The sequence below is a fragment of the Nocardia yunnanensis genome, from assembly GCF_003626895.1.
In the GTDB taxonomy this organism is placed as follows: Bacteria; Actinomycetota; Actinomycetes; order Mycobacteriales; family Mycobacteriaceae; genus Nocardia; species Nocardia yunnanensis.
Genome location: NZ_CP032568.1, coordinates 330,926 through 350,451 on the forward strand (window position 1 = coordinate 330,926; position 19,526 = coordinate 350,451).

Annotated in this window: 17 protein-coding genes; 7 read left to right on the forward strand and 10 right to left on the reverse strand. The window is 69.3% G+C overall.

What is annotated here, in order from left to right; genetic code table 11:
* Positions 1–115: 115 nt before the first annotated feature.
* The 3 genes from D7D52_RS01475 to D7D52_RS39785 form a co-directional block, all read right to left on the reverse strand.
* Positions 116–1,342: a hypothetical protein gene (locus tag D7D52_RS01475; RefSeq protein WP_120734704.1), complete on the reverse strand. Its 1,227-nt coding sequence runs from the start codon at positions 1,340–1,342 to the stop codon at positions 116–118.
* A gap of 157 nt (positions 1,343–1,499) precedes the next feature.
* On the reverse strand, positions 1,500–2,171 hold the full coding sequence (locus tag D7D52_RS01480) for a CHAP domain-containing protein (RefSeq protein WP_120734705.1): 672 nt from the start codon (positions 2,169–2,171) through the stop codon (positions 1,500–1,502).
* A gap of 51 nt (positions 2,172–2,222) precedes the next feature.
* A complete protein-coding gene (locus D7D52_RS39785) occupies positions 2,223–5,846 on the reverse strand; it encodes an ATP-binding protein (protein ID WP_162958119.1) in 3,624 nt (1,207 codons plus the stop codon).
* A gap of 147 nt (positions 5,847–5,993) precedes the next feature.
* Between D7D52_RS39785 and D7D52_RS01490 the strand changes: the two genes are divergently transcribed.
* Entirely contained in the window at positions 5,994–6,470 is a 477-nt protein-coding gene (locus D7D52_RS01490; RefSeq protein ID WP_162958120.1) for an MmyB family transcriptional regulator, read from the forward strand.
* On the opposite strand, the gene D7D52_RS01495 is transcribed toward D7D52_RS01490, so the two are convergent.
* From D7D52_RS01495 to D7D52_RS01510, 4 genes are all read right to left on the reverse strand, one after another.
* Positions 6,471–7,013, reverse strand: a complete 543-nt coding sequence (locus D7D52_RS01495; RefSeq protein WP_120743702.1) for a hypothetical protein — start codon at positions 7,011–7,013, stop codon at positions 6,471–6,473.
* A gap of 113 nt (positions 7,014–7,126) precedes the next feature.
* A complete protein-coding gene (locus D7D52_RS01500; RefSeq protein ID WP_120734708.1) occupies positions 7,127–7,813 on the reverse strand; it encodes a GNAT family N-acetyltransferase in 687 nt (228 codons plus the stop codon).
* 504 nt (positions 7,814–8,317) lie between these two features.
* Positions 8,318–9,397: a redox-regulated ATPase YchF gene (gene ychF, locus D7D52_RS01505; protein WP_120734709.1), complete on the reverse strand. Its 1,080-nt coding sequence runs from the start codon at positions 9,395–9,397 to the stop codon at positions 8,318–8,320.
* Between the two features lie 57 nt (positions 9,398–9,454).
* Entirely contained in the window at positions 9,455–10,081 is a 627-nt protein-coding gene (locus D7D52_RS01510; protein ID WP_120734710.1) for a TIGR03086 family metal-binding protein, read from the reverse strand.
* Positions 10,082–10,181: 100 nt separating this feature from the next.
* On the opposite strand from D7D52_RS01510, the gene D7D52_RS01515 reads away from it, so the two are divergent.
* Complete coding sequence (locus tag D7D52_RS01515; RefSeq protein ID WP_120734711.1) at positions 10,182–11,153, forward strand: helix-turn-helix transcriptional regulator; 972 nt, start codon at positions 10,182–10,184, stop codon at positions 11,151–11,153.
* A gap of 23 nt (positions 11,154–11,176) precedes the next feature.
* Here D7D52_RS01515 and D7D52_RS01520 read toward each other — a convergent pair whose 3' ends face one another.
* The 3 genes from D7D52_RS01520 to D7D52_RS01530 are packed head-to-tail and all read right to left on the reverse strand — an operon-like array spanning position 11,177 to position 14,186.
* Entirely contained in the window at positions 11,177–12,001 is an 825-nt protein-coding gene (locus D7D52_RS01520) for a carbohydrate ABC transporter permease (RefSeq protein WP_246023585.1), read from the reverse strand.
* The gene (locus D7D52_RS01525; RefSeq protein ID WP_187703094.1) at positions 11,998–12,891 is read right to left on the reverse strand and encodes a carbohydrate ABC transporter permease; all 894 of its coding nucleotides are present in this window, start codon (positions 12,889–12,891) and stop codon (positions 11,998–12,000) included. The genes D7D52_RS01520 and D7D52_RS01525 overlap by 4 nt, the downstream gene beginning before the upstream one ends.
* Complete coding sequence (locus D7D52_RS01530) at positions 12,888–14,186, reverse strand: ABC transporter substrate-binding protein (protein WP_120734713.1); 1,299 nt, start codon at positions 14,184–14,186, stop codon at positions 12,888–12,890. Before D7D52_RS01530 ends, D7D52_RS01525 begins: the two co-directional genes overlap by 4 nt.
* A gap of 328 nt (positions 14,187–14,514) precedes the next feature.
* On the opposite strand from D7D52_RS01530, the gene D7D52_RS01535 reads away from it, so the two are divergent.
* From D7D52_RS01535 to D7D52_RS38935, 5 genes are all read left to right on the forward strand, one after another.
* A complete protein-coding gene (locus D7D52_RS01535; RefSeq protein WP_120734714.1) occupies positions 14,515–16,842 on the forward strand; it encodes a carbon starvation CstA family protein in 2,328 nt (775 codons plus the stop codon).
* Positions 16,843–16,862: 20 nt separating this feature from the next.
* Entirely contained in the window at positions 16,863–17,102 is a 240-nt protein-coding gene (locus D7D52_RS01540; RefSeq protein WP_120734715.1) for a YbdD/YjiX family protein, read from the forward strand.
* A gap of 79 nt (positions 17,103–17,181) precedes the next feature.
* Complete coding sequence (locus tag D7D52_RS01545) at positions 17,182–18,684, forward strand: AlkA N-terminal domain-containing protein (RefSeq protein ID WP_120734716.1); 1,503 nt, start codon at positions 17,182–17,184, stop codon at positions 18,682–18,684.
* Positions 18,684–19,199, forward strand: coding sequence for a methylated-DNA--[protein]-cysteine S-methyltransferase (locus D7D52_RS01550; RefSeq protein WP_246023940.1), 516 nt, complete (start codon positions 18,684–18,686; stop codon positions 19,197–19,199). Before D7D52_RS01545 ends, D7D52_RS01550 begins: the two co-directional genes overlap by 1 nt.
* Positions 19,200–19,250: 51 nt before the next feature.
* Positions 19,251–19,526 (forward strand): DUF2277 domain-containing protein, encoded by a 276-nt coding sequence (locus tag D7D52_RS38935; RefSeq protein WP_120734717.1) that lies wholly within the window; start codon positions 19,251–19,253, stop codon positions 19,524–19,526.

Consider the following 19,526-nt stretch of genomic DNA (forward strand, 5'->3'; position numbering starts at 1 on the left):
GCCCTCATTTCACCATATTCACATTGGAATCGCCAGGCTCATCGAGCACATAGGCACCATATGTCACATGCAGGGGAAAACGGGCAGTCGCCGGTGCGTGGCGAATACGCAGCTATTAGACCCGGGTGGAGTCCAGCCGCGCGCCCACATCGATGGTCCGGCGCGACACGTCGGCCACCTCGGAGCGCACCACCTGGGCCACCTGCGCGGCGAGCTGCTTGCGCATACCCGCGATCTTGCCCAGTGCGGCCGCCCGCCAGCCGTGCGCGGTCATTTCCAGATCGATGTCCCCGGCACGCGGCGGCACCGCGTCGATGACGATCAGCAGCGGGTCGGCAGCCCGGGCGGTGAGCGCCACCGGCACCTGCACTTCGGCGCGATAGCGATTGGTCTGCAACACATCCACGGAGATGTCCAGACTCACCGGAATCATCAGGTCGAAGCGGACCAGTGCCGGATCGTGGGAAAGCTCCGAGGCCGCCGCGGCGGCCGCCCGCGCCGATTCGGCCGCCGTCGCGGGCAATTCGGCGATGCGCGGCTCCGGGGGTGGCGCGACGGTGGCCGCTCCGGCCACGGCGACCCTGGGCAGCCGCACGCTGCCCTGCACGAGCACCTCGGCCTTGTTGCCGGGCCCGGTGCGCAGCGGCCCGACCTCGATCGCCTTGCCCGCCATCGATTCCACCACCTGCTGCACCCGTTCGGCGGTGACGATGCGGCTGAAGAAGCGGCGGCCGAACTCGTCGTAGCCGATCCACTCGTGGGCGGCCCGCCCGCGATAGGGCGAGTCGGTGCCGTTCAGGATGGCCTCGACGTCGAAGGTGCGCCCGCGCTGCGAATCCGGGTCGGCCAGAATCGCATTGATGCGTCCGGCGACCTCACGCTGCACCAGCTGCGCGATCGGATTCAGCAGCACTTCCCAAGCGGTGCCGATGGCCTGCGCGCGCATCACGAAGCTCACGTCCCGGCTGGTGACCGGGGGGATGTCGATGACGATCAGCAGCGGATCGGCGGTGCGCGCGTGCATGGTGAGGTCGATCTCGACCACCGCCTCCAGCCGCAGTCGCTGTCCGCCGAGGGTGACGTCGACCCGCAGTTTCACCGGGAGCATGACGTCGAAGTGCACGTGCGGACCGCGCCGGATGACGGTGGGTTTGCCGATGCTGCCCTTGGCGACGAACCGGGCGAGTCCGGCAGGACCGATTCCGAAGGGGCCGATGGTGATACCGCGTCCCGCCACGTTGGAGACCGCGGATTCGATCCGGGATTCCGTCACCGCCGCCGCCACGAAACGTTCGCCGAATTCGGCGTAATCGATCCAGGTCGGTTGGTCGGACGACGTCATCCAGCTTCTTTCGTCGGGCGGGGACCCCTGTCCTGCCGATGAGGGGGCAGCAGGACAGGGATCGATCGACAGCGCTGCCGGGCGCTGCCGAAACCCATCGTAAGCGGAAGATGCGCCCAGGAGTACACCCCGCCCCACGTGTTTCCAGAATGTGGAATCACGGTGTTCCCAATCGCCCGAATCCGACCAGCCCCGAGGTGCCGGATGGGCGGAATTTGTGGATGGCGACACCACCGGATTCCCCGGCTTCATTGCCACCTACCGTGGTGATCGTATCCGAATCCACGGCGATCACAATATTCGTGTGTTGATGGAACACACTGGAATCCGCGTACATCACCACATCCCCGACCTGCGGCCGATATATGTTGTTCGCCTCCTCGAAACGATGCTGTCCCCGGAAGTACTCCTCCAGCGTGTAGACGCCAGGAATGCGCCAGGAGCCGGAATTCGGATTGCTCAAAGGGTGCCCGGACTCGCGCATCACCCAGCTGACGAAGTCCGCGCACCACGGTTCGTCGACGCCTTCGGAGTATTTGTCGCGGCCGCTCTGATCCTCGAATTGCTGCCGTAGCACCTGCGCCACCCGCGCCTGATCCGGATTCAGGGCCGTGACGTCGACCGCCGGAAAGTCGTGCAGCAGACGGCCGTCCATGGCGCGCGGGCCGTAGGGCTCCTCGTGGCGGCCGTGCTGCCACCACCGCACCCCGAGCACTCCCCCGACGCTCAGCGCCGAAACCACCACCAGCGCAACCAGTCCCAGCACCAGCCCGCGGAGTCGCCGCCGCGGCCGTGTCGCGCGTGAGGAGCGTTCCGTCTCGACTGTCATCCGATCCTCCCCCGGTACCGGCCGACGATCGGCCTCATGGAATAGGACGTCTCACTCGGCCGTGGAGTTCCCGCCGAGGCCGCGCACCAGGCGGCCGCGGCCGATCGGCCCGAGCCGGCTGGCCCGCATCGAGTCCACGCCCGGCGGTGCGAGATCGGCGAGGTCGGCGAGCAAGCGGGCCCGCAGCGCTTCGGCCGCCGAGCGGTGGCGGGCCGCTTGCTCGGGCTCACCCAGATTGGTTGCCAGCTCGGCCAGGATGGAGTCCATCGGGCCGAGCACCGCCGCCCCGGACTCGAGCCCGCAGACGGTGCCCGCGTAGGGCAGCAGCTGCCGGTACACCGCGAGCGCGCCGTCTCGATCGTCGAGCGCGATGGCGAGGCGGCCCTTGACGGCGGTGAAGGTGGACCAGAACTGCGGGGCCAGCGCGGGAGTCGTGGCCAGCACCCGCCGGGCCTCGTCCGCGCGACCCGCGTGCACCAGGGCCAGTGCGTAACCGTGCACGTACAGTTCGGGTTTGACGGCGGCGCGTTCGCGGAGCTCGGCCAGGTAGGGCGACATGTCGTCGCGCAACCAGCCGATGGACACGGCGATGCCGACGTGCAGCGCGTTGCGGTCGCGGAGGAGTTCGGCCGCGCCCGCCCCGGGCTCGGCGAGCTCGGCCGTCGTGTCGGTGAAACCGCGCAGCACCTCGTCGACATTGCCGCGCAACAACTCCAGCACCGTCCCGAACGGGGCGATGGCGTCGAGCAGATGCCGCAGTTGGCCGTCGGTGGCGTAGGCGCTCGCGGCGCGTGCGTGCCCGGCCGCGGCCACCAGATCGGCGTCGGCGAGCGTGGCGCGAAACAGCAGATAGTGGGCCAATGCCCGGAATTCGGTGAGTTCGGCGGCGGTCGCTATCTCGAGCAGTTGCGCCGCATGCCTTTTCACGTCGTGGGCGCGCAGGAAGCCGGTCGCCGCGAAGGCCGCGAACGCCTGCGCGTTGACCACCGTGCACAGCAGATCCGGATCGCCCAGCGGCTGGGCCAGGGCCATGGCGCCGGCGGCGAGGATGCGGGCCGCCGACGGGTCCTCGATGGCACGGTCGAAAACGGCGGTGACCCGCAGGTGGATTCGCGTCCGCACCGGCAGCCCGCGATCGGCCGAGGCGATCCGGACCGGCTCGCGCAGCCGGGGGTCGGGGGTGTGCCAGTCGTGCACCGACCAGATCAGCGGGGTCGGCCAGCAGGTCGCGGCCCGCGCCAACAGCGCTGTCCCGCCGAGCGATTCGGCCAACGCGAGGGCCTGCTCGCGGGCGGCGCGGGCAGCCACGTGCTGCCCGTCGTAGGCCAGCGCCACCACCAGTTCGCACCGCGCGTCCAGCACGGCCAGCTGATCGGCCCGCGCCGCGCCCGCGCCCGTGTGCCCGGCGAGATCGTGCAGCGTCAGCACCGATCGCCACCGTCGCACCGCATCCGCCCGCATCCGCCGCTCCACACAGCGACGCGCCGCGGCCCGCACGTAAGGCAGTGCGACCGTGGCGGTTTCGGCATCAGCCCCCAGTGCCGCGTGATGCGCGAGGGCGTCGATGTCACGCCCGCGCGGCACCTGTATCTCATCGGGCACCGGCTCGCTGCCGCTCTGCTCAGGAGCCACGGCAGCGCTCTGATCGGCAACCTCGGTGGCACTCCGATCGGCACGCGCCGGGTTGCTCTGTTCGAGCATCGCGGTTACCAGGTAATCGGCTCCCCACAAAGCGTTGAGCACTCGATTGCTCACGCCTCCCAAGGAATCCGGCTCGTCGTCGCTCGCGCTGGCGGCCCGGCCACCGTCCGGCCCGGCCGCCTCCGTGTCGCGGCGCAGGTATTCGAAAGCGTCCCAATGCATTCGAGTCCGGCGCAGGGTGGGCAGGTCGAGGTAGACGGTTTCCCGGACCAGGGCGTGGTCGAAGGTGACCCGGCCGGCGCGGTCGGCGCGCAGCAGGCGTGCGGATTCGGCGACGGCGATCAGGTCGATGACGGTGTCGGCGGGCAGGCCGGTGGTCGCGGCGAGCGTGGTGACGTCGCTGTCCTCGCCCCAGACCGACAGGTGGCGCAGGACGTCGACGACCTCGGGCGGCAGCTGGGCGATGCGGCGGCCCAGCAGGTCGCGGACGCTGTCGGGCAGGCCGTCGGTGGTGCCCTGCGCGGCAACGAGTTTGGCGAGTTCGCGGACGAACAGCGGGTTGCCGCCGGTGCGGTGGCGCAGCAGTTCCACGGTGCGGTCGTCGAGGGCGGTGAGGCCGGCCGCGGCGGCGGCGCGGCGGGTGCCGGCCAGGTCGAGTCCGTCCAGTTCGATGCGGTCGGCGGTGAACAGCGCCAGGGCGGCGGCGGTATCGCGGACGCCGGGACCGGCCTCGGTGCCGCGCAGGGTGGCGACGATGAGGATGGGCCGATCGCGCAGCCAGTTCACCACCTGCCGCAGTACCTGCAGGGTGGCGGTGTCCGCGCCGTGCACGTCCTCGAGCACGATGACGATGGGCGTGCCGGCCGAACGCTCCCGGCAGGACCGGACCACGCGGCGGGCCAGGGTGAAAGCGTCGGCGGCGGTGAAGGTTTCGGGGTCGGCGGCGTCCAGGCCGGTGAGCACCTCGGCCCAGGCCCAGGCGGGCGGCGCGGACTCCACCTCCGGGCAGCGGCCGAAGACGGTGGCCCAGCCGCGTTCACCCAGCTGCCGCGTGACGGCGGTGGCGAGGGTGGTCTTTCCGGCCCCGGCCTCCCCGGACAACCAGACCAGGCGCACCTGTCCGGTGGCGGCGGTCTCGGCGGCAGCGAGCGCGGCGGCGCGCTGGGCGGCATACCCGTTGTCGGGCAGGATTTCCGGATCGGGGCTGGGCGCGGGTTCGGGGGGCCGGACGGGGGCGGGCGGAGGCGCGGTCTCGGCATCCACCGAGTGGGTGAGGATGGCGGTCTCCAGCTCCCGCAGTCCCGGGCCGGGATCCACGCCGAATTCCAGGGTGAGGAATTCGCGGCTGCGGCGCACCGTGGCCAGCGCGTCCAGCGACTGTCCCAGTCGGTACTGGGCGACGGCCAGCAGCCGCGCGCACTCCTCGCGTCCCGGATGCTCCTCGAGAATGGGCCGCAGCGCCAGCACCACCTCGGCGGGCCGGTTCAGCTCCAGCGCGGCCTGGGCCCGCAGTTCGGCGGCGGTCAGGCGCAGGGCCTGTAGGCGCGCGTTTTCCTGTGCCGCCCACGGCATCCCGGGAAACGATTCGAACGCCGCGCCGTGCCAGCAGGCCAGGGCGGCGTCCAGCACCCGGACCTGTTCGAGCGGGTCGGGCCGTCCGGCCGGATCGCGCATGGCGGCCTCGTGGCCGTGCAACAGCTGTTCGAAGTGCCAGGAATCGACTTGGGACGGCTCGAGATTGAGCGCGTAGCCATGCGATTCGGAGACGATGACCCGCGAATGCGCCCGCCGCGGCCGGTCCGGTTCGAACACCCGGCGCAGATTGTGGATGTACACCTGCAGCGCGGCAACGGCTTTGGCGGGCGGGTCGCCGTGCCAGAGGTCGTCGATGAGCCGCTCGGTGGGCACCACCCGGCCACCGGCCGTGACCAGCCGTCCCAGGACCGCGCACTGCATGGGCGCGCCCGGCGGCACCCGCTGTCCATCGATGCTGATGTGCAGTGGGCCCAGCACCCCGATCCGTATGAGTGCCATGCCGCCGTGCGACCCCCGTGCCCACTTCGAATAAACCAAACAGGATCCTCTCAATATGGCAGAAATTCTGCGAGAGTGCCCTGTCTTGTGATTTGGCTTAACTCGATACGAAGACGCTCCGAAGAGTTGTCCCGCACACTGCCCAGGGTGTCCGACTCCATGGCGCCGCTCGACGCCGATCTCACGGTGCTGCACAGCCTTCCGCATCCGGCCTGCCTGCACGACGGCGGCTACGACGTGGTCGCCGCGAACGACGCCTTCCGCAAGCTGTTCCCCGGGTCCGGTCCCGGCGCGAATCTGATGACCGCCATCCTGCTGGAACCCATGGCCCGCTACCGGCTCGGGGATTGGGAAGCCGAAGCGCAGGTGATGGTCTCGACCTTCCGGGCGGCGGCGCCGACGCTGAATCCGGAGCGGATGGAGGAGATCGTCAACCTGGCCCGCCGCTCCCCCGACTGGGATCGGCTCTGGACCGCCGAGATGCCGCAACTCGACACCCGGGAACGCACGGTGCTGATGAACGATCCGTTCACCCGCAAGGAACGCCGGATGTACGTGCAGACCTTCGAGTTCCAGTCGCCGCGGCGGCCGTGGTGGCTGCTGACGGTGGTGCCGTTCGACTGATCAGGCTTGCGCGGCAGGCACTTCGAACCAGCCGTCCTCCGGCTCGGCGTAGCCGTGGTACATGAGCGGGATGCGCCGGTCCACGCCGAAATGCCGGTAGACGGCGAGCATGGCGGTGCGCACGGCGTGATCGTGGAAGTCGTCGATGCGCCGGGCGCCGAGCCAGTGTTCGGGCAGCAGGGCCAGGCGGGTCAGCTCGTCCGGATCGTCGGCGTCGAGGCCGATCGGTCCGGGATCGGCGATGAAGTGATCGTGCAGGACGGCGTGCACGCCGCGCGGATCGTGGGTGTCGCTGCGGAAGGCGAGGAATCGCGTGCGGAGGGCGGGCGGGGCCTGCGCTTGCAGCCAGTCGATCAGGTGCGGGTTGGGGCGCGGAATCGGGCCGGTGGACCCGGCGGGCCCGGCGGCGAGGGGCGCTTGTTCGAGCACGTGCAGCACGCTCGCGCCGGGGACGCGGGGTTCGGGGACGAGGAACAGGCTGAGCACCGGAGATCCGGACATGCTGTCGCAGAGGCAGACCTTGGTGCGCATGGGGTCGGGCATGCGCATCTCCTAACGCGAGGAGGGTAACTGGGTTTCGTCACCCGGAATTATAGTCGCCGAACACCAATCGGACCGACCGGTCTTTTCGGTCGATCCGATTGGTACAACTCCTATTACGCACCCACCAGCCGGCTGCGGGTGCGCCGCCGGGCCGGCCGTGTCGCCAGCTGGCCCTCGATGGTGGCCCGGACAGTCGGCCACTCCTCATCCAGGATCGAGTAGAAGGCGGTGCTGCGCACCTCGCCGTCCAGTCCGCGCGAATGCGCCCGGCGCACGCCGTCGCTGGTGGCGCCGAGCCGCTCGATGGCCATGCGGGAGCGCAGGTTTCGCACATCCGCCCGCATGGCGATACGCCGCACCCGCCACACCTCGAAGGCGTGCTGCAACAACAGCAGCTTGGACTCCAGATTGACGCCCGAACCCCGCGCCTCCAGCGACAGCCAGGTATTGCCGATCTCGGCGGCGTCGGGCACCGCGAGCAGGGGATCTCCCGTCGGCGTCCCGTGCACCAGCGGCCACACCACCGGACCGTGCCAGTAGTCGAACCGGGTGAAACGGGTCGAGCCCAGCACCCGGCCGCTGGCGACGGCGATGATCGCGAACGCCAGCGACGTACCGGACGCATGCCCCGACAGGGCCTGGCCCACATATTCCAGCGCCTCGTCCACACCGTGTGGGACGGGCGTGAACGCGTAATCGTCACGATTCCCCGACGCGGCCTCCGCTATACCCGAGGCATGCTGCGGCGCAAGGGGTTCCAGCCGTACCAGACGGCCAGTCAGAGTTACGGGTACGGGCACGTTCCCTCGATCTTTCAGAGTCGGTGAGGGGCTCGCGTCAGGCAATGGCCGCCCCGGCCACCCACTCCGGAATCGACGAACCAGCCCTGGCGCGCCAGTAGCAGCATCGGATAGTGGGATGAACGATAGCGGAACACCAGCGCACCGCGCCGCAGGCGGCATGTAAATTTCCCGCGCTCCACCGCGCGTCGCGCACCCCGACTCACAGGTGTCATTCAGCCACCCCCGCCACCCCACCCCGCAACCCCCCGGCGACTATCCCGCCCGCCCCCCAAACCCCCGAATACCTATGCGCTGGAAGGTATTACTACGCTCACCCGATACTCCCCCGCCCGGTCCGAACAACCGGAAATCTCCTGCATGGCGACCACCCCGCCAACGGCCACCAGCAACCCCCGTCGCCGGGCCGATCGAATACCCATCCGATCGGCCCGATGTTCACGCCCAATCGCATCCCGGCACCCCACCGAACCACGTCCGGTTCGAGCCCGATCCCGCACCGACTCAGACGTTGAAGCGGAACTCCACAACGTCGCCGTCGGCCATCACGTAGTCCTTGCCTTCCATGCGGACCTTGCCGGCGGCTTTGGCGGCGGCCATGGAGCCGGCTTCGACGAGGTCGGTGTAGGCGACGATTTCGGCCTTGATGAAGCCGCGTTCGAAGTCGGTGTGGATGACGCCGGCAGCCTTGGGGGCGGTGTCGCCCTGGTGGATGGTCCAGGCGCGGGATTCCTTGGGGCCGGCGGTGAGGTAGGTCTGCAGGCCGAGGGTGTGGAAGCCGGCGCGGGCCAGGGCGTGCAGGCCGGGTTCGGTCTGGCCGATGGATTCCAGGAGTTCGGCGGCGGATTCGTCGTCGAGTTCGATGAGCTCGGATTCCACCTTGGCGTCGAGGAAGACCGCGTCGGCGGGGGCGACGGCGGCCTTGAGCTCCGCCTTGCGAGCCTCGTCGGTGAGCACCGACTCGTCGGCGTTGAAGACATAGAGGAACGGCTTGATCGTCAGGAGCGACAGCTCCTTGAGCAGATCGACATCGAGTTCCTTGCGGGCGGCGAAAAGCGTACGGCCGCTGTCGAGGATCTCCTGCGCCTGCTTGGCGGCGTCGGCGACCGGCTTGCGGTCCTTCTTCATGCGAGCTTCCTTGTCGAGGCGCACGATCGCCTTCTCCAAGGTCTGCATGTCGGCGAGGATGAGCTCGGTCTCGATGACCTCGATATCGGCCAGCGGGTCCACCTTGCCGTCGACGTGGATGACGTCGTCGTCGGCGAAGACGCGCACCACCTGGCAGATGGCATCGGCCTCACGGATATTGGCGAGGAACTTGTTGCCCAGGCCGGCGCCCTCGGAGGCGCCCTTCACGATGCCGGCGATGTCGACGAACGACACGGTGGCGGGCAGCTGCCGCTCGGAACCGAAGATCTCGGCGAGCACGGCCAGCCTCGGGTCGGGCAGCGGCACGACGCCCGTGTTCGGCTCGATGGTGGCGAACGGATAGTTCGCGGCCAGCACGTCGTTGCGGGTCAGAGCGTTGAACAGCGTCGACTTTCCGACGTTGGGCAGGCCGACGATTCCGAGGGTGAGACTCACGAGGAGTGGAGTCTACCCGGACCGCCGGCCCGCGCCGTCACCGCAGGTCCGGGGCGGTCAGGCCCGCGGGGTCCGGCCGAGGTAGGTGAGCAGCTCGGCGACGACCGGGGTGTCGGTTTCGGGGGCGTCGGTGACGATCGGCGCGAAGACGCCGTAGTCGCGCAGCGGTTCGATCAGGCCGCGGGCGGCGGTGAGCAGGTGCCCGGCCAGTTCGTCGGTGAGCGGGGAGGGCTGGCCGGTGCCGACGGCGATGTCCCAGGCGTGCACCGCGGCGTCGAGGGCGCACATGACGGCGGCGACCGGGGTGGGGAGCTCGCCGTGCGGCAGCGGGGTGGGGACCGTCTCGGTGTCGTCGGTGACGGTGGCCCAGGCGACGGCGGTGGGTTCGATTGCGGCGGCGACCAATTCGGCCGGCTTGCCGTCGAGGCTGCCGGACGGCTCGAACGGGTTGTAGGCCGGGCCGTCACCGATGCCGAGGAATTTGGCGAAGGCCAGCTGATCGCCGGCGGCGTGCTGGATCACCTGCGTCACAGTCCATTCCGAGCAGGCGGTGGGGTTGTCCCACTGCTCGTCGCCGACGCCGGCGACAACGTCGGTGAGGGCGCGGTGAGCGGCGGCGAGCACATCGCGCCAGACCGGAGCGAGGGCGGCGGCGGGAGTGGTGGCGGTGGTTTCGGTGCTCATTGTTCTTGCCTCTCAGGTCGTTTCGATCCGTTGAGATAAAGGTATGACCCGATTAGGCTGGTTTTCTTCCTAATAATCCGGCCGACCGAGGGGCGACAGTGTGACCTCCACCACAACGCGTCTGCTGCGCCTGCTGTCGCTACTCCAGGACGGCACCCGCACCGGCCGTGACCTGGCCGAACGCCTCTCCGTCACCGACCGCACCCTGCGCCAGGACATCGCCCGCCTGCGCGATCTCGGCTATCCCGTGCACGCCGCCCGCGGTCCCGTCGGCGGCTACCGCCTCGGCCAGGGCGCGACCATGCCCCCGCTGCTGCTCGACGACGACGAAGCGGTGGCCGTGGCCGTCGCCATGAACATCGCCGCCGACGGCAGCACCGGCATCGCCGACATCCACGCCAATCTCGAACGCGCCCAAGCGAAACTGGATCGCATCCTCCCGAAACGCTTGCAACGCAAGGTGACCGCGCTACGCTCCGTCACCGATGTCGGCCCCGCCGTCACCGGCTCCCGCGAACCCGACGCCCCCGTCCCCGCCGAAATCCTTGCCACCCTCGCCACCGCCATCCGCGCCCACACCACCGTCCGCGCCCGCAACGACGCCGCCGACCGCGACCTGGAGCCCTACCGCCTGATCAGCTGGCAACGCCGCTGGTACCTGGTCGCCTACGACCTGGACACCCACGCCTGGCGCGCCCTGCCCGTGGCATCCCTGACCGAAATCTCCCCCGGCACCCGCGTTTTCGCTCCCCGCGCCCTCCCCGACTCCGACCTCGTCGCCTTCGTCCTGCGCGAAATCGCCTCCACCGGTTGGCAAGTCCACGCCCGAGTAACAATCCTGGCCCCCGCCGAAACCGTCATAGCCCGAATCAACCCCACCGTAGGCGTCGTAGAACCCCTGGACGACACCTCCTGCCTCCTCCTCACCGGAGCCGACCGCCTGGAAACCATCGCCATCTACCTCAGCATGCTCATGCTCGACTTCCGAGTCGACTCCCCACCCGCCCTGGTCACCCACCTCCGCACCCTCGCCCGCCGCTACACCGAATCCACCCCACCCGCCTCGCACTGAATCGCCCAGCCGGCCCTGCCGATTCAGCGGCCGCCGAGGCCGGAGAGGGCTATGCCGCGGACGAAGGCGCGTTGGGCAAGGGCGTAGAGGAGCAGCAGGGGTAGGAGCAGGATGGTGGCGGCGGCCATCAGCAGGGGCCAGTTGGTGGTGTATTGGCCTTGGAGGCGGACCAGACCCAGGGTGGCGGTGGCGTATTCGTTGCGCTGGATCATGATCAGGGGCCAGAGGAAGTCGTTCCACACTGTGATCCAGGTGAGGATGGCCAGCACCATGACGGCGGGGCGGGTGTGCGGGAGGAGGATTCGCCAGAAGATCTGCCAGGGGGTGCAGCCGTCGAGGATGGCCGCTTCCTCCAGTTCCATGGGGAGGGTGCGGAAGAACTGGCGCATGAGGTAGGTGCCGAAGGCGCTGCCGAACAGGCCGGGCACGATCATGGACCAGGGGGTGTCCATCCAGCCGAAGGCTCGCATGAGCAGGAATTGCGGGATGACGGTGACGGTCAGCGGGACCATGAGGGTGGCCAGGTAGCCGACGAACAGGACCTCGCGGCCTGGGAAGCGCAGGCGTGCGAAGGCGTAACCGGCGAGCGAGCAGAACAAGACCTGCCCGGCGGTGACGCAGGCCGCGTAGAGAACGGTGTTGAGCAGCATGCGGGCCAGGGGGATGGCGTCGAAAGCCGCACGGTAATTGGACCATTGGGGGTGGGCGGGCAATGGCGCCGTGTCGAGAAGCTCGCCGTCGGACTTCAGCGAGGCCGACACCGACCACAGGATCGGAGTCAGCGCACACCACGCCACCACGATCAACGCCAGGTAGGTGAACAGCCCAGCGGTCAATCGCCGCTTCACAGTTCGGACTCCGCGCGCCGCGCCAGCCACTGCTGGATCAGGGTGAAACCCAGCAGGATCGCGAAGATCACCCAGGCCAGCGCGGACGCGTAACCGACTTCGTAGAAGCGGAAGGCGTTCTGGAACAACATGATTCCCAGCACGTAGGTGCCGGTCTCGGGTCCGCCGTTGCTGCCGGTCAGCGCGAACGCCTGGTCGAACGCCTGCACCGAGTTGATGACGGTGATGACGAACACGAACGACAGCGCACCGCGAATCAGCGGCACGGTGATCGACAGGAACCGCCGTACGCCGCCCGCCCCATCGATTCGCGCGGCCTCGTGGAGGTTTTCGGGCACGCCCTGCATGGCGGCCAGCAGAATCACGGTGGCGAACGGCACCGACTTCCACACCGTCACCAGGCTCAGCGACACCATCGCCCAGCCGGGATCGGTCAGCCACGGCACCGGCCCGAGCCCGAGCCGGCCCAGCAGAATGTTGGCCGGCCCGTCGTCACTGGCGAGGATGAACCGGAACACCACCGCCATCGCCACCGTCGACGCCACCAGCGGCAGGAACGCCAGCGTGCGAAACACCCCGACGCCCCGCATTTTCCGGTTCAGCAGCCCCGCCACCCCCAGACTGACCGCCACCGTCGGCACCAGCGTGAACACGGTGAACACCGCGGTATTCCGCAGCGCGATATAGAACAGCGGGTCGTCGGCGAACAACCGCCGATAGTTCGCCACCCCCACGAAACGCGGCGGGCTGAACAGATCCCACGAATGGAAACTCAGATACAGCGAAAACCCCAGCGGGAACAGCAGAAACACGAGTACGGCCGCGAGATTCGGCGCCACGAACAACCGCCCGGCCCGGGCCTGCCGCCGCCCCAGCGCCGACCCCCTCACACCGCCGCCCGCAGCACCCGATCGATGTCCGCGCTGGTCTGCCCGCCCAGCGAGGCCGCGGTGGCCGCACCCCGCAGCACCCGATTGCAGCCGCGTTCGAGCAGCGCCTCGACCTTGCCCCACCGCGGCGTCACCGCCAGCGGCCGGGAATGCTCGGGCCCCTCGGTGAAGACCGCGAGATCGCGCAGCGTCGGATGCGCCGCCGCGAACCCGGGCGACTCCATGGCCGAGCGCAGCACCGGCACGAAGAGTCCGGATTCGGCGATGATGGCCTGCCCCTCCGGTCCGGTCGCGAATTTCACGAATTCCCAAGCTTGTTCGCGCCGCGGACTGGCGGCGGCGATGGCCAGTCCGGTGCTGCCGATATCGGTGACCGCCCCGGGCCCGCCGGACGGCCCGACCGGCAGCACCGTCACATCGAAGTCGAGGCCGTCGTGCCCGGCGAACTCGGAATACAGCCAGTGCCCGCCCACCAGCATGGCGGCCCGCCCGCTGCGGAACAGGTCCTGCGCCGAAACCGATTGCCGGTCACCGACACTGGGCGCGACCCGATGCCGCACCGCGAGATCGGCGTAGAACTGGAACCCCGCCGCGAACCGCGCATCCCCCAGATTGGCGCGGGTCGGACGCACCGGCGGGCTGAACCACTCCGTGCCGTTGTTCATGCCGAACAGGGCGGCGGAGAAGTACGGCACCCAGGCGTCCACGAATCCCCATTGGCGGGCGTGGCCGTCGCCGTCGGCGTGCGTCAACGCCTGTGCGGCCGCCAGGAATTCCTCGAAACTCCAAGCCTCCGACCAGCGCGTGGGCGGCCGAATCCCGGCCTGCTCGAACAGCTTCCGGTTGTAGTAGACGAACACCCCCGACCACTGCTCCGGCAGCGCGTACTGCCCGCCGTCCCACCCGAAGGTGTCGCGCAAGCTCGCGTACCCGTCCGCCCGCAGCCGCGCCGCGTAATCCGGTTCCCGGTCCAGGAATTCGCGCAGATCCACCAGCACACCCCGATCGGCGAGCCCGGCGTACAGCAGTTCCCACGCCATCAGCACGTCCGGGCATTTGCCGCCCGCGCAATAGGTCAGCATCTGCTGCAACGGATCCGGCCCGGACATGAGGGTGCGGATGCGGATATCCGGTCGCCGCCGCTGGAATTCGTCGATGATCCGCTGCCGCGCCCGCGCCTCCTCGGGCCGGGCCTGGAAGAAGAAGGTGACCGCGTCGTCGTCCCCGCTCGCGCAGCCCCCGGCGGCCATGAGGCCGGCCAGTGCCGTGGTGCGCAGCAGGGTTCGCCTGTCCATGACGCCGGGCCGGGCCGCCGTATCGCTCGCCAAAGATATATCTCCGTGAACTAAACGAACTAAAGGACCGCAGTGACCTAGATCTCGAATCAGCATGGCAGCATACGGGGAGCAACCTGCGAGGCACGGAAAACACGCGCACTCGCGGGAACCCAGCCGGACCCGCACCATCCCCGCCGCGCCCGGCACAGCGTCCCCCGGGCGACCCGTACCCGGCAGTCGGATATCTGGTGAACGGCTGGTCGAAGCCCGTTCACCGGAGTTCCGGTTGGGCTACGTTGAGACCATTTCTGTCAGAGACCGCAGTACCGCACGGGAGAGTTGTCGCATGGCGACCATCGAATATCTCCGGACGGATCCCGACCTGCCTCCGGTGGGTGTCGTGGACCGGACGCCCATGTCCCCGAGGAAGAAGGGCATCTTCCTCGCCATCGCCGTGATCGGCGCGATCGCCTGGGCCATCCTCGCCTTCGCGCGCGGGGAGAACGTCAACGCGGTGTGGATCGTGGTGGCCGCCCTCTGCACCTATGTGCTCGCGTACCAGTTCTACGCCCGGCTCATCGAATTCAAGATCACCAAGCCGCGCGACGACGTCGCCACTCCGGCCGAGGCCATGGAGAACGGCAAGGACTACATGCCGATGGACCGCCGGGTCCTGTTCGGCCACCACTTCGCCGCCATCGCGGGCGCCGGCCCGCTGGTCGGCCCGGTGCTGGCCGCGCAGATGGGCTACCTGCCCGGCACCATCTGGATCATCGTCGGCGTGGTGCTGGCGGGCGCGGTCCAGGACTACCTGGTGCTATGGGCGTCGGTGAAGCGGCGCGGCCGCTCGCTGGGTCAGATGGCGCGCGACGAACTCGGCGTGGTCGGCGGCATCGCGGCCATCGTCGCGGTGCTGGTGATCATGATGATCCTGCTCGCGGTGCTGGGCATCGTCGTGGTGAATGCCCTTGCGGCGACCAAGAACCCGACCACGGGCGTGCTCGAGGGCGGCAGCCCGTGGGGCGTGTTCTCGATCTCGATGACCATCCCGATCGCCCTGTTCATGGGCTTGTACCTGCGCTTCTTCCGGCCGGGCAAGGTCGGCGAGGTGTCGATCATCGGCTTCGCACTGCTGCTGCTCGCCATCATCTCCGGCAACTGGGTGGCCGGATCCGGTTGGGGCCGTGACGCGTTCACGCTGTCGGGCACCACCATCTCGTGGCTGCTGATCGTCTACGGCTTCATCGCCTCGGTGCTGCCGGTGTGGCTGCTGCTCGCCCCGCGCGACTACCTGTCGACCTTCATGAAGATCGGCACCATCACGCTGCTGGCGCTGGGCGTGGTCGTCACCATGCCGGTGCTGAAGGCCCCCGCGGTCTCGCAGTTCGCGAGCAACTCCAACGGTCCGTCCTTCGCGGGCAGCCTGTTCCCGTTCCTGTTCATCACCATCGCCTGTGGCGCGCTGTCGGGCTTCCACGCGCTGGTGTCCTCGGGCACCACGCCCAAGCTGCTGGAGAAGCAGTCGCAGGCGCGGATGATCGGCTACGGCGGGATGCTGATGGAGTCGTTCGTGGCGGTCATGGCGATCATCGCGGCCTCGATCCTCGATCAGCACCTGTACTTCGCCATCAACTCGCCCAACCTGACCTCCGCGCAGGCGGCGGCCGACAGCGTCAACAAGCTGGGCCTGCACGGCAACCCGGCGACGGCCGACTACTTCAACCAGGTCGCGCACGACGTCGGCGAGCCGAAGGTGCACTCGCGCACCGGCGGCGCCCCCACGCTGGCCATCGGCATGACCGAGGTGATGCACAAGTTCATCGGCGGCACCGCCCTCAAGGCGTTCTGGTACCACTTCGCGATCATGTTCGAGGCGCTGTTCATCCTCACCACCATCGACGCGGGCACCCGCGTGGCGCGGTTCATGCTCTCGGATTCGCTGGGCAACCTGGGCGGCTTCGCCAAGAAGTTCCGCGACCCGTCGTGGTGGCCGGGCGTGTTCATCTGCTCGGGCGTCGTGGTCGCGGCCTGGGGTTCGGTGCTGCTCATGGGCGTCACCGATCCGCTGGGCGGCATCAACACCCTCTACCCGCTGTTCGGCATCTCCAACCAGCTGCTGGCCGCCATCGCGCTGACCGTGGTGCTGGCCATCGTGGTGAAGAAGGGCCTGGCGAAATGGGCCTGGATTCCGGCGATTCCGCTGGTCTGGGACCTGATCGTCACCATGACGGCCTCGTTCCAGAAGATCTTCTCCGGCGACCCGAAGATCGGCTACTGGACGCTGCACCACAACACCATCGACAAGCAGCACGCCTACGCGGCGGCGCGTGACTCCGGTCAGCTGCCCAAGGGCGTCAAGGACGCGGCGGCGCTGAATCAGCAGATCCACGACATGGACAAGATCATTCGAAACACCTTCGTCCAGGGCACGCTCTCGATCGTGTTCGCGGTGATGGTGTTGATCGTGGCCCTGGTCGGCGTGTGGGTATGCCTGAAGGCGATCCGCGGCGGCGGCGGCGAGACGACCGAATCGCCGGAGGAGCCGTCGAAGATCTTCGGGCCCAGCGGCTTCCTCGCCACCAAGCCGGAGAAGGAGGTCCAGCAGGAATGGGACAGCCTGATCGCCGACGGCAAGATCCGAGCGCCCGGCGCGGCCTCGGTGCTGAGTCACTGACAGGCCGAGTCACCGACGCGATGAACTCCCCCGCCGCCCCGCCGACCGCAGGCCCCCTGCGGGCGGCGGGGCTTGCCCTCGTCCGGGCGCTGAAAGCCGTTGTCTGGTGGTTCAACTCGATCCTCGGCGGCAACGACTACCAGCGCTACGTCCAGCATCGGCGGCTGCACCACCCGGGGTGCGAGATCCCCTCCGAACGCGACTACTGGCGCGACCGCCACGACGCCGCGACCAAGAATCCGGGCAATCGCTGCTGCTAGATCCCGCTGGCGGTTTTCCGCCCACGTTCATGGCCGAATCCCGCTAGCACCGGGCCGCCGAGGCTGACATGGTGGATGCGTGAGTGCGAACGAATTGGATTTCGAACGTTGCTACCGCGCCGTGGCAACGCGGGATGCCAGGTTCGACGGGCATTTCGTGACCGCGGTGCGCACCACCGGAATTTATTGCCGCCCTTCCTGTCCGGCCATCACCCCCAAACGGACCAACGTCACCTTCCTGCCCACGGCGGCGGCCGCCCAGCAGCACGGATTCCGGGCCTGCCGCCGCTGCCTGCCCGACGCCGCGCCCGGCTCGCCCCTGTGGAACACCCGCGCCGACCTGGCCTCGCGGGCCATGCGGCTGATCGGCGACGGCGTCATCGAACGCGGCGGGGTGCCCGCGCTGGCCGGCGCGCTCGGCTACTCGCAGCGGCAGCTGACCCGGGTGCTCACCAGCGAACTCGGCGCGGGCCCACTGGCTTTGGCGCGGGCGCATCGCGCGCACACCGCCCGGCTGCTCATCCAGACCACCCGATTACCCATGTCGGATATCGCCTTCGCGGCCGGCTTCGCCAGCATCCGGCAGTTCAACGACACCGTGCGCGAGGTGTTCGCGGTCAGCCCGACCACCCTGCGCGAGGAATCCCGCCGCCGCAACGGCGACACCGTGCCCGCCACCAACGGACTGCTCACGCTGCGCCTGCCCTATCGGGAGCCGCTGGATCAGAGCTGGCTGGAATGGTTTCTGTCCGCGCACGCCGTACCGGGGCTGGAACTGTGGGAGAACGGCGTCTACAGCCGGAGTCTGCGAACTCCGCACGGCCACACCACCATTCGATTGTCGATCCAGCCCGGTCATGTGCGGGCCACGCTGGCGCTCCAGGACATGCGCGATCTCGCGCCCACGGTGGCGCGCATCCGGCACTTCCTGGATCTGGACGCCGACCCGGTCGGCATCGACGAGGCGCTGGCCGCGGGGATGGCGGGAAGCCCGGGGACCTCGCGCCCGGCGCTCCCCGGGGGCATTCGGGTGCCGGGCTGCCTGGACGGCCCGGAGTTGTTGTTACGCACCATGATCGGGCAGCAGATCTCGGTGGCGGCCGCCAACACCCATACCGCGCGCCTGGTGCAAGGGTTGGGCGAGGCCATCGACGGGCCGATCCCGCACCTGTTCCCCACCGCCGAGACCATCGCCGAGCACGGCTCCGAGGTGCTGACCGGGCCGGGACGGCGCATCGACGCCATCGTCGGGGCGGCCAAGGCCCTCGCCGCCGGCGATCTGGTGCTGCACTCCGGCCGCACCGCCGCCGACCTGCGCCGGGACCTGCTGACGCTGGACGGGGTGGGGCCGTGGACCGCCGACTACGTCACCATGCGCCTGCTCGCCGACCCGGACGTACTGCTGCCGTCGGACCTGGTGGTGCGGCGCGGAGCGAGCCTGCTGGGTATCGACCTCACCGACACCGCCCGGTTCGCGCCGTGGCGGTCGTATCTCACCATGCACCTGTGGAAACACGCCCTCACCCATCCGGCCGAGGGCGCCGTCACGACATCCATCCCGACCCGGAGGACACCGCGGTGATTGCCGGAAAGACCAGTATCACAGCCGATTTCGCGACCGTCCCGACACCCGCCGGACCGTTCACCGCACTGGTGGACGGCGACGGCGCGGTGCTGGCGTCGGGCTGGATCGCCGATCCCGAAGCCCTGCGGGCGCTCGTGCACCCGAGCATCCGGCCCGCCGTGCTGCGCGCCCGCGACGAGCTGGGGCCGGTGACCCGGGCCGTCACCGCGTATCACGAGGGCGATCTGACCGTCATCGACGCCGTCACGGTCCGCCAGGTCTCCGGCCCGTTCCTCACCCAGGCCTGGGAGATCCTGCGCAAGGTGCCGGCCGGCGACCCGATCACCTACACCGAGTTCGCCGTCGTCTCCGGCCGCCCGGCCGCCACCCGCGCCGCCGCCAATGCCTGTGCCCGCAATGCCGCGGCCCTGTTCGTCCCGTGTCACCGCGTCCTGCGCACGGACGGCACCCTCGGCGGCTTCCGCTACGGCCTGCCCATCAAACGCTGGCTCCTCGACCACGAGGCCGCCTGACCGCGCCGCTCGTCACTCGCCCCGTCGGTCCCCCGGCGTACGCTCGCAAACATGTGCCGCAACATCCACACCCTGCACAATTTCGAGCCGCCGGCCACCCCGGACGAGGTGCACGCGGCCGCCCTGCAATACGTCCGCAAGATCAGCGGAACCACCAAACCCTCGCAGGCCAACCAGCCGGCCTTCGACCGCGCCGTGGAAGAGATCACCGCCGCCACCGCCCGGCTGCTGGCCGGGCTCACCACCAACGCCCCGCCGAAGGACCGCGAGGCCGAGGCCGCCAAGGCCCGAGCCCGCGCCCAGGTCCGCTACACCCGCATCAGCTAG

Bases quoted from the DNA above. Each gene is read 5' to 3' on its own strand.
- D7D52_RS01480 (WP_120734705.1), bottom strand. From the start codon at position 2,171: ATGACAGTCGAGACGGAACGCTCCTCACGCGCGACACGGCCGCGGCGG.
- D7D52_RS01540 (WP_120734715.1), top strand. From the start codon at position 16,863: ATGAACTCCCCCGCCGCCCCGCCGACCGCAGGCCCCCTGCGGGCGGCG.
- D7D52_RS01495 (WP_120743702.1), bottom strand. From the start codon at position 7,013: ATGCCCGACCCCATGCGCACCAAGGTCTGCCTCTGCGACAGCATGTCC.
- D7D52_RS01535 (WP_120734714.1), top strand. From the start codon at position 14,515: ATGGCGACCATCGAATATCTCCGGACGGATCCCGACCTGCCTCCGGTG.
- D7D52_RS39785 (WP_162958119.1), bottom strand. From the start codon at position 5,846: ATGGCACTCATACGGATCGGGGTGCTGGGCCCACTGCACATCAGCATC.
- D7D52_RS38935 (WP_120734717.1), top strand. From the start codon at position 19,251: ATGTGCCGCAACATCCACACCCTGCACAATTTCGAGCCGCCGGCCACC.
- D7D52_RS01530 (WP_120734713.1), bottom strand. From the start codon at position 14,186: ATGGACAGGCGAACCCTGCTGCGCACCACGGCACTGGCCGGCCTCATG.
- D7D52_RS01475 (WP_120734704.1), bottom strand. From the start codon at position 1,342: ATGACGTCGTCCGACCAACCGACCTGGATCGATTACGCCGAATTCGGC.
- D7D52_RS01510 (WP_120734710.1), bottom strand. From the start codon at position 10,081: ATGAGCACCGAAACCACCGCCACCACTCCCGCCGCCGCCCTCGCTCCG.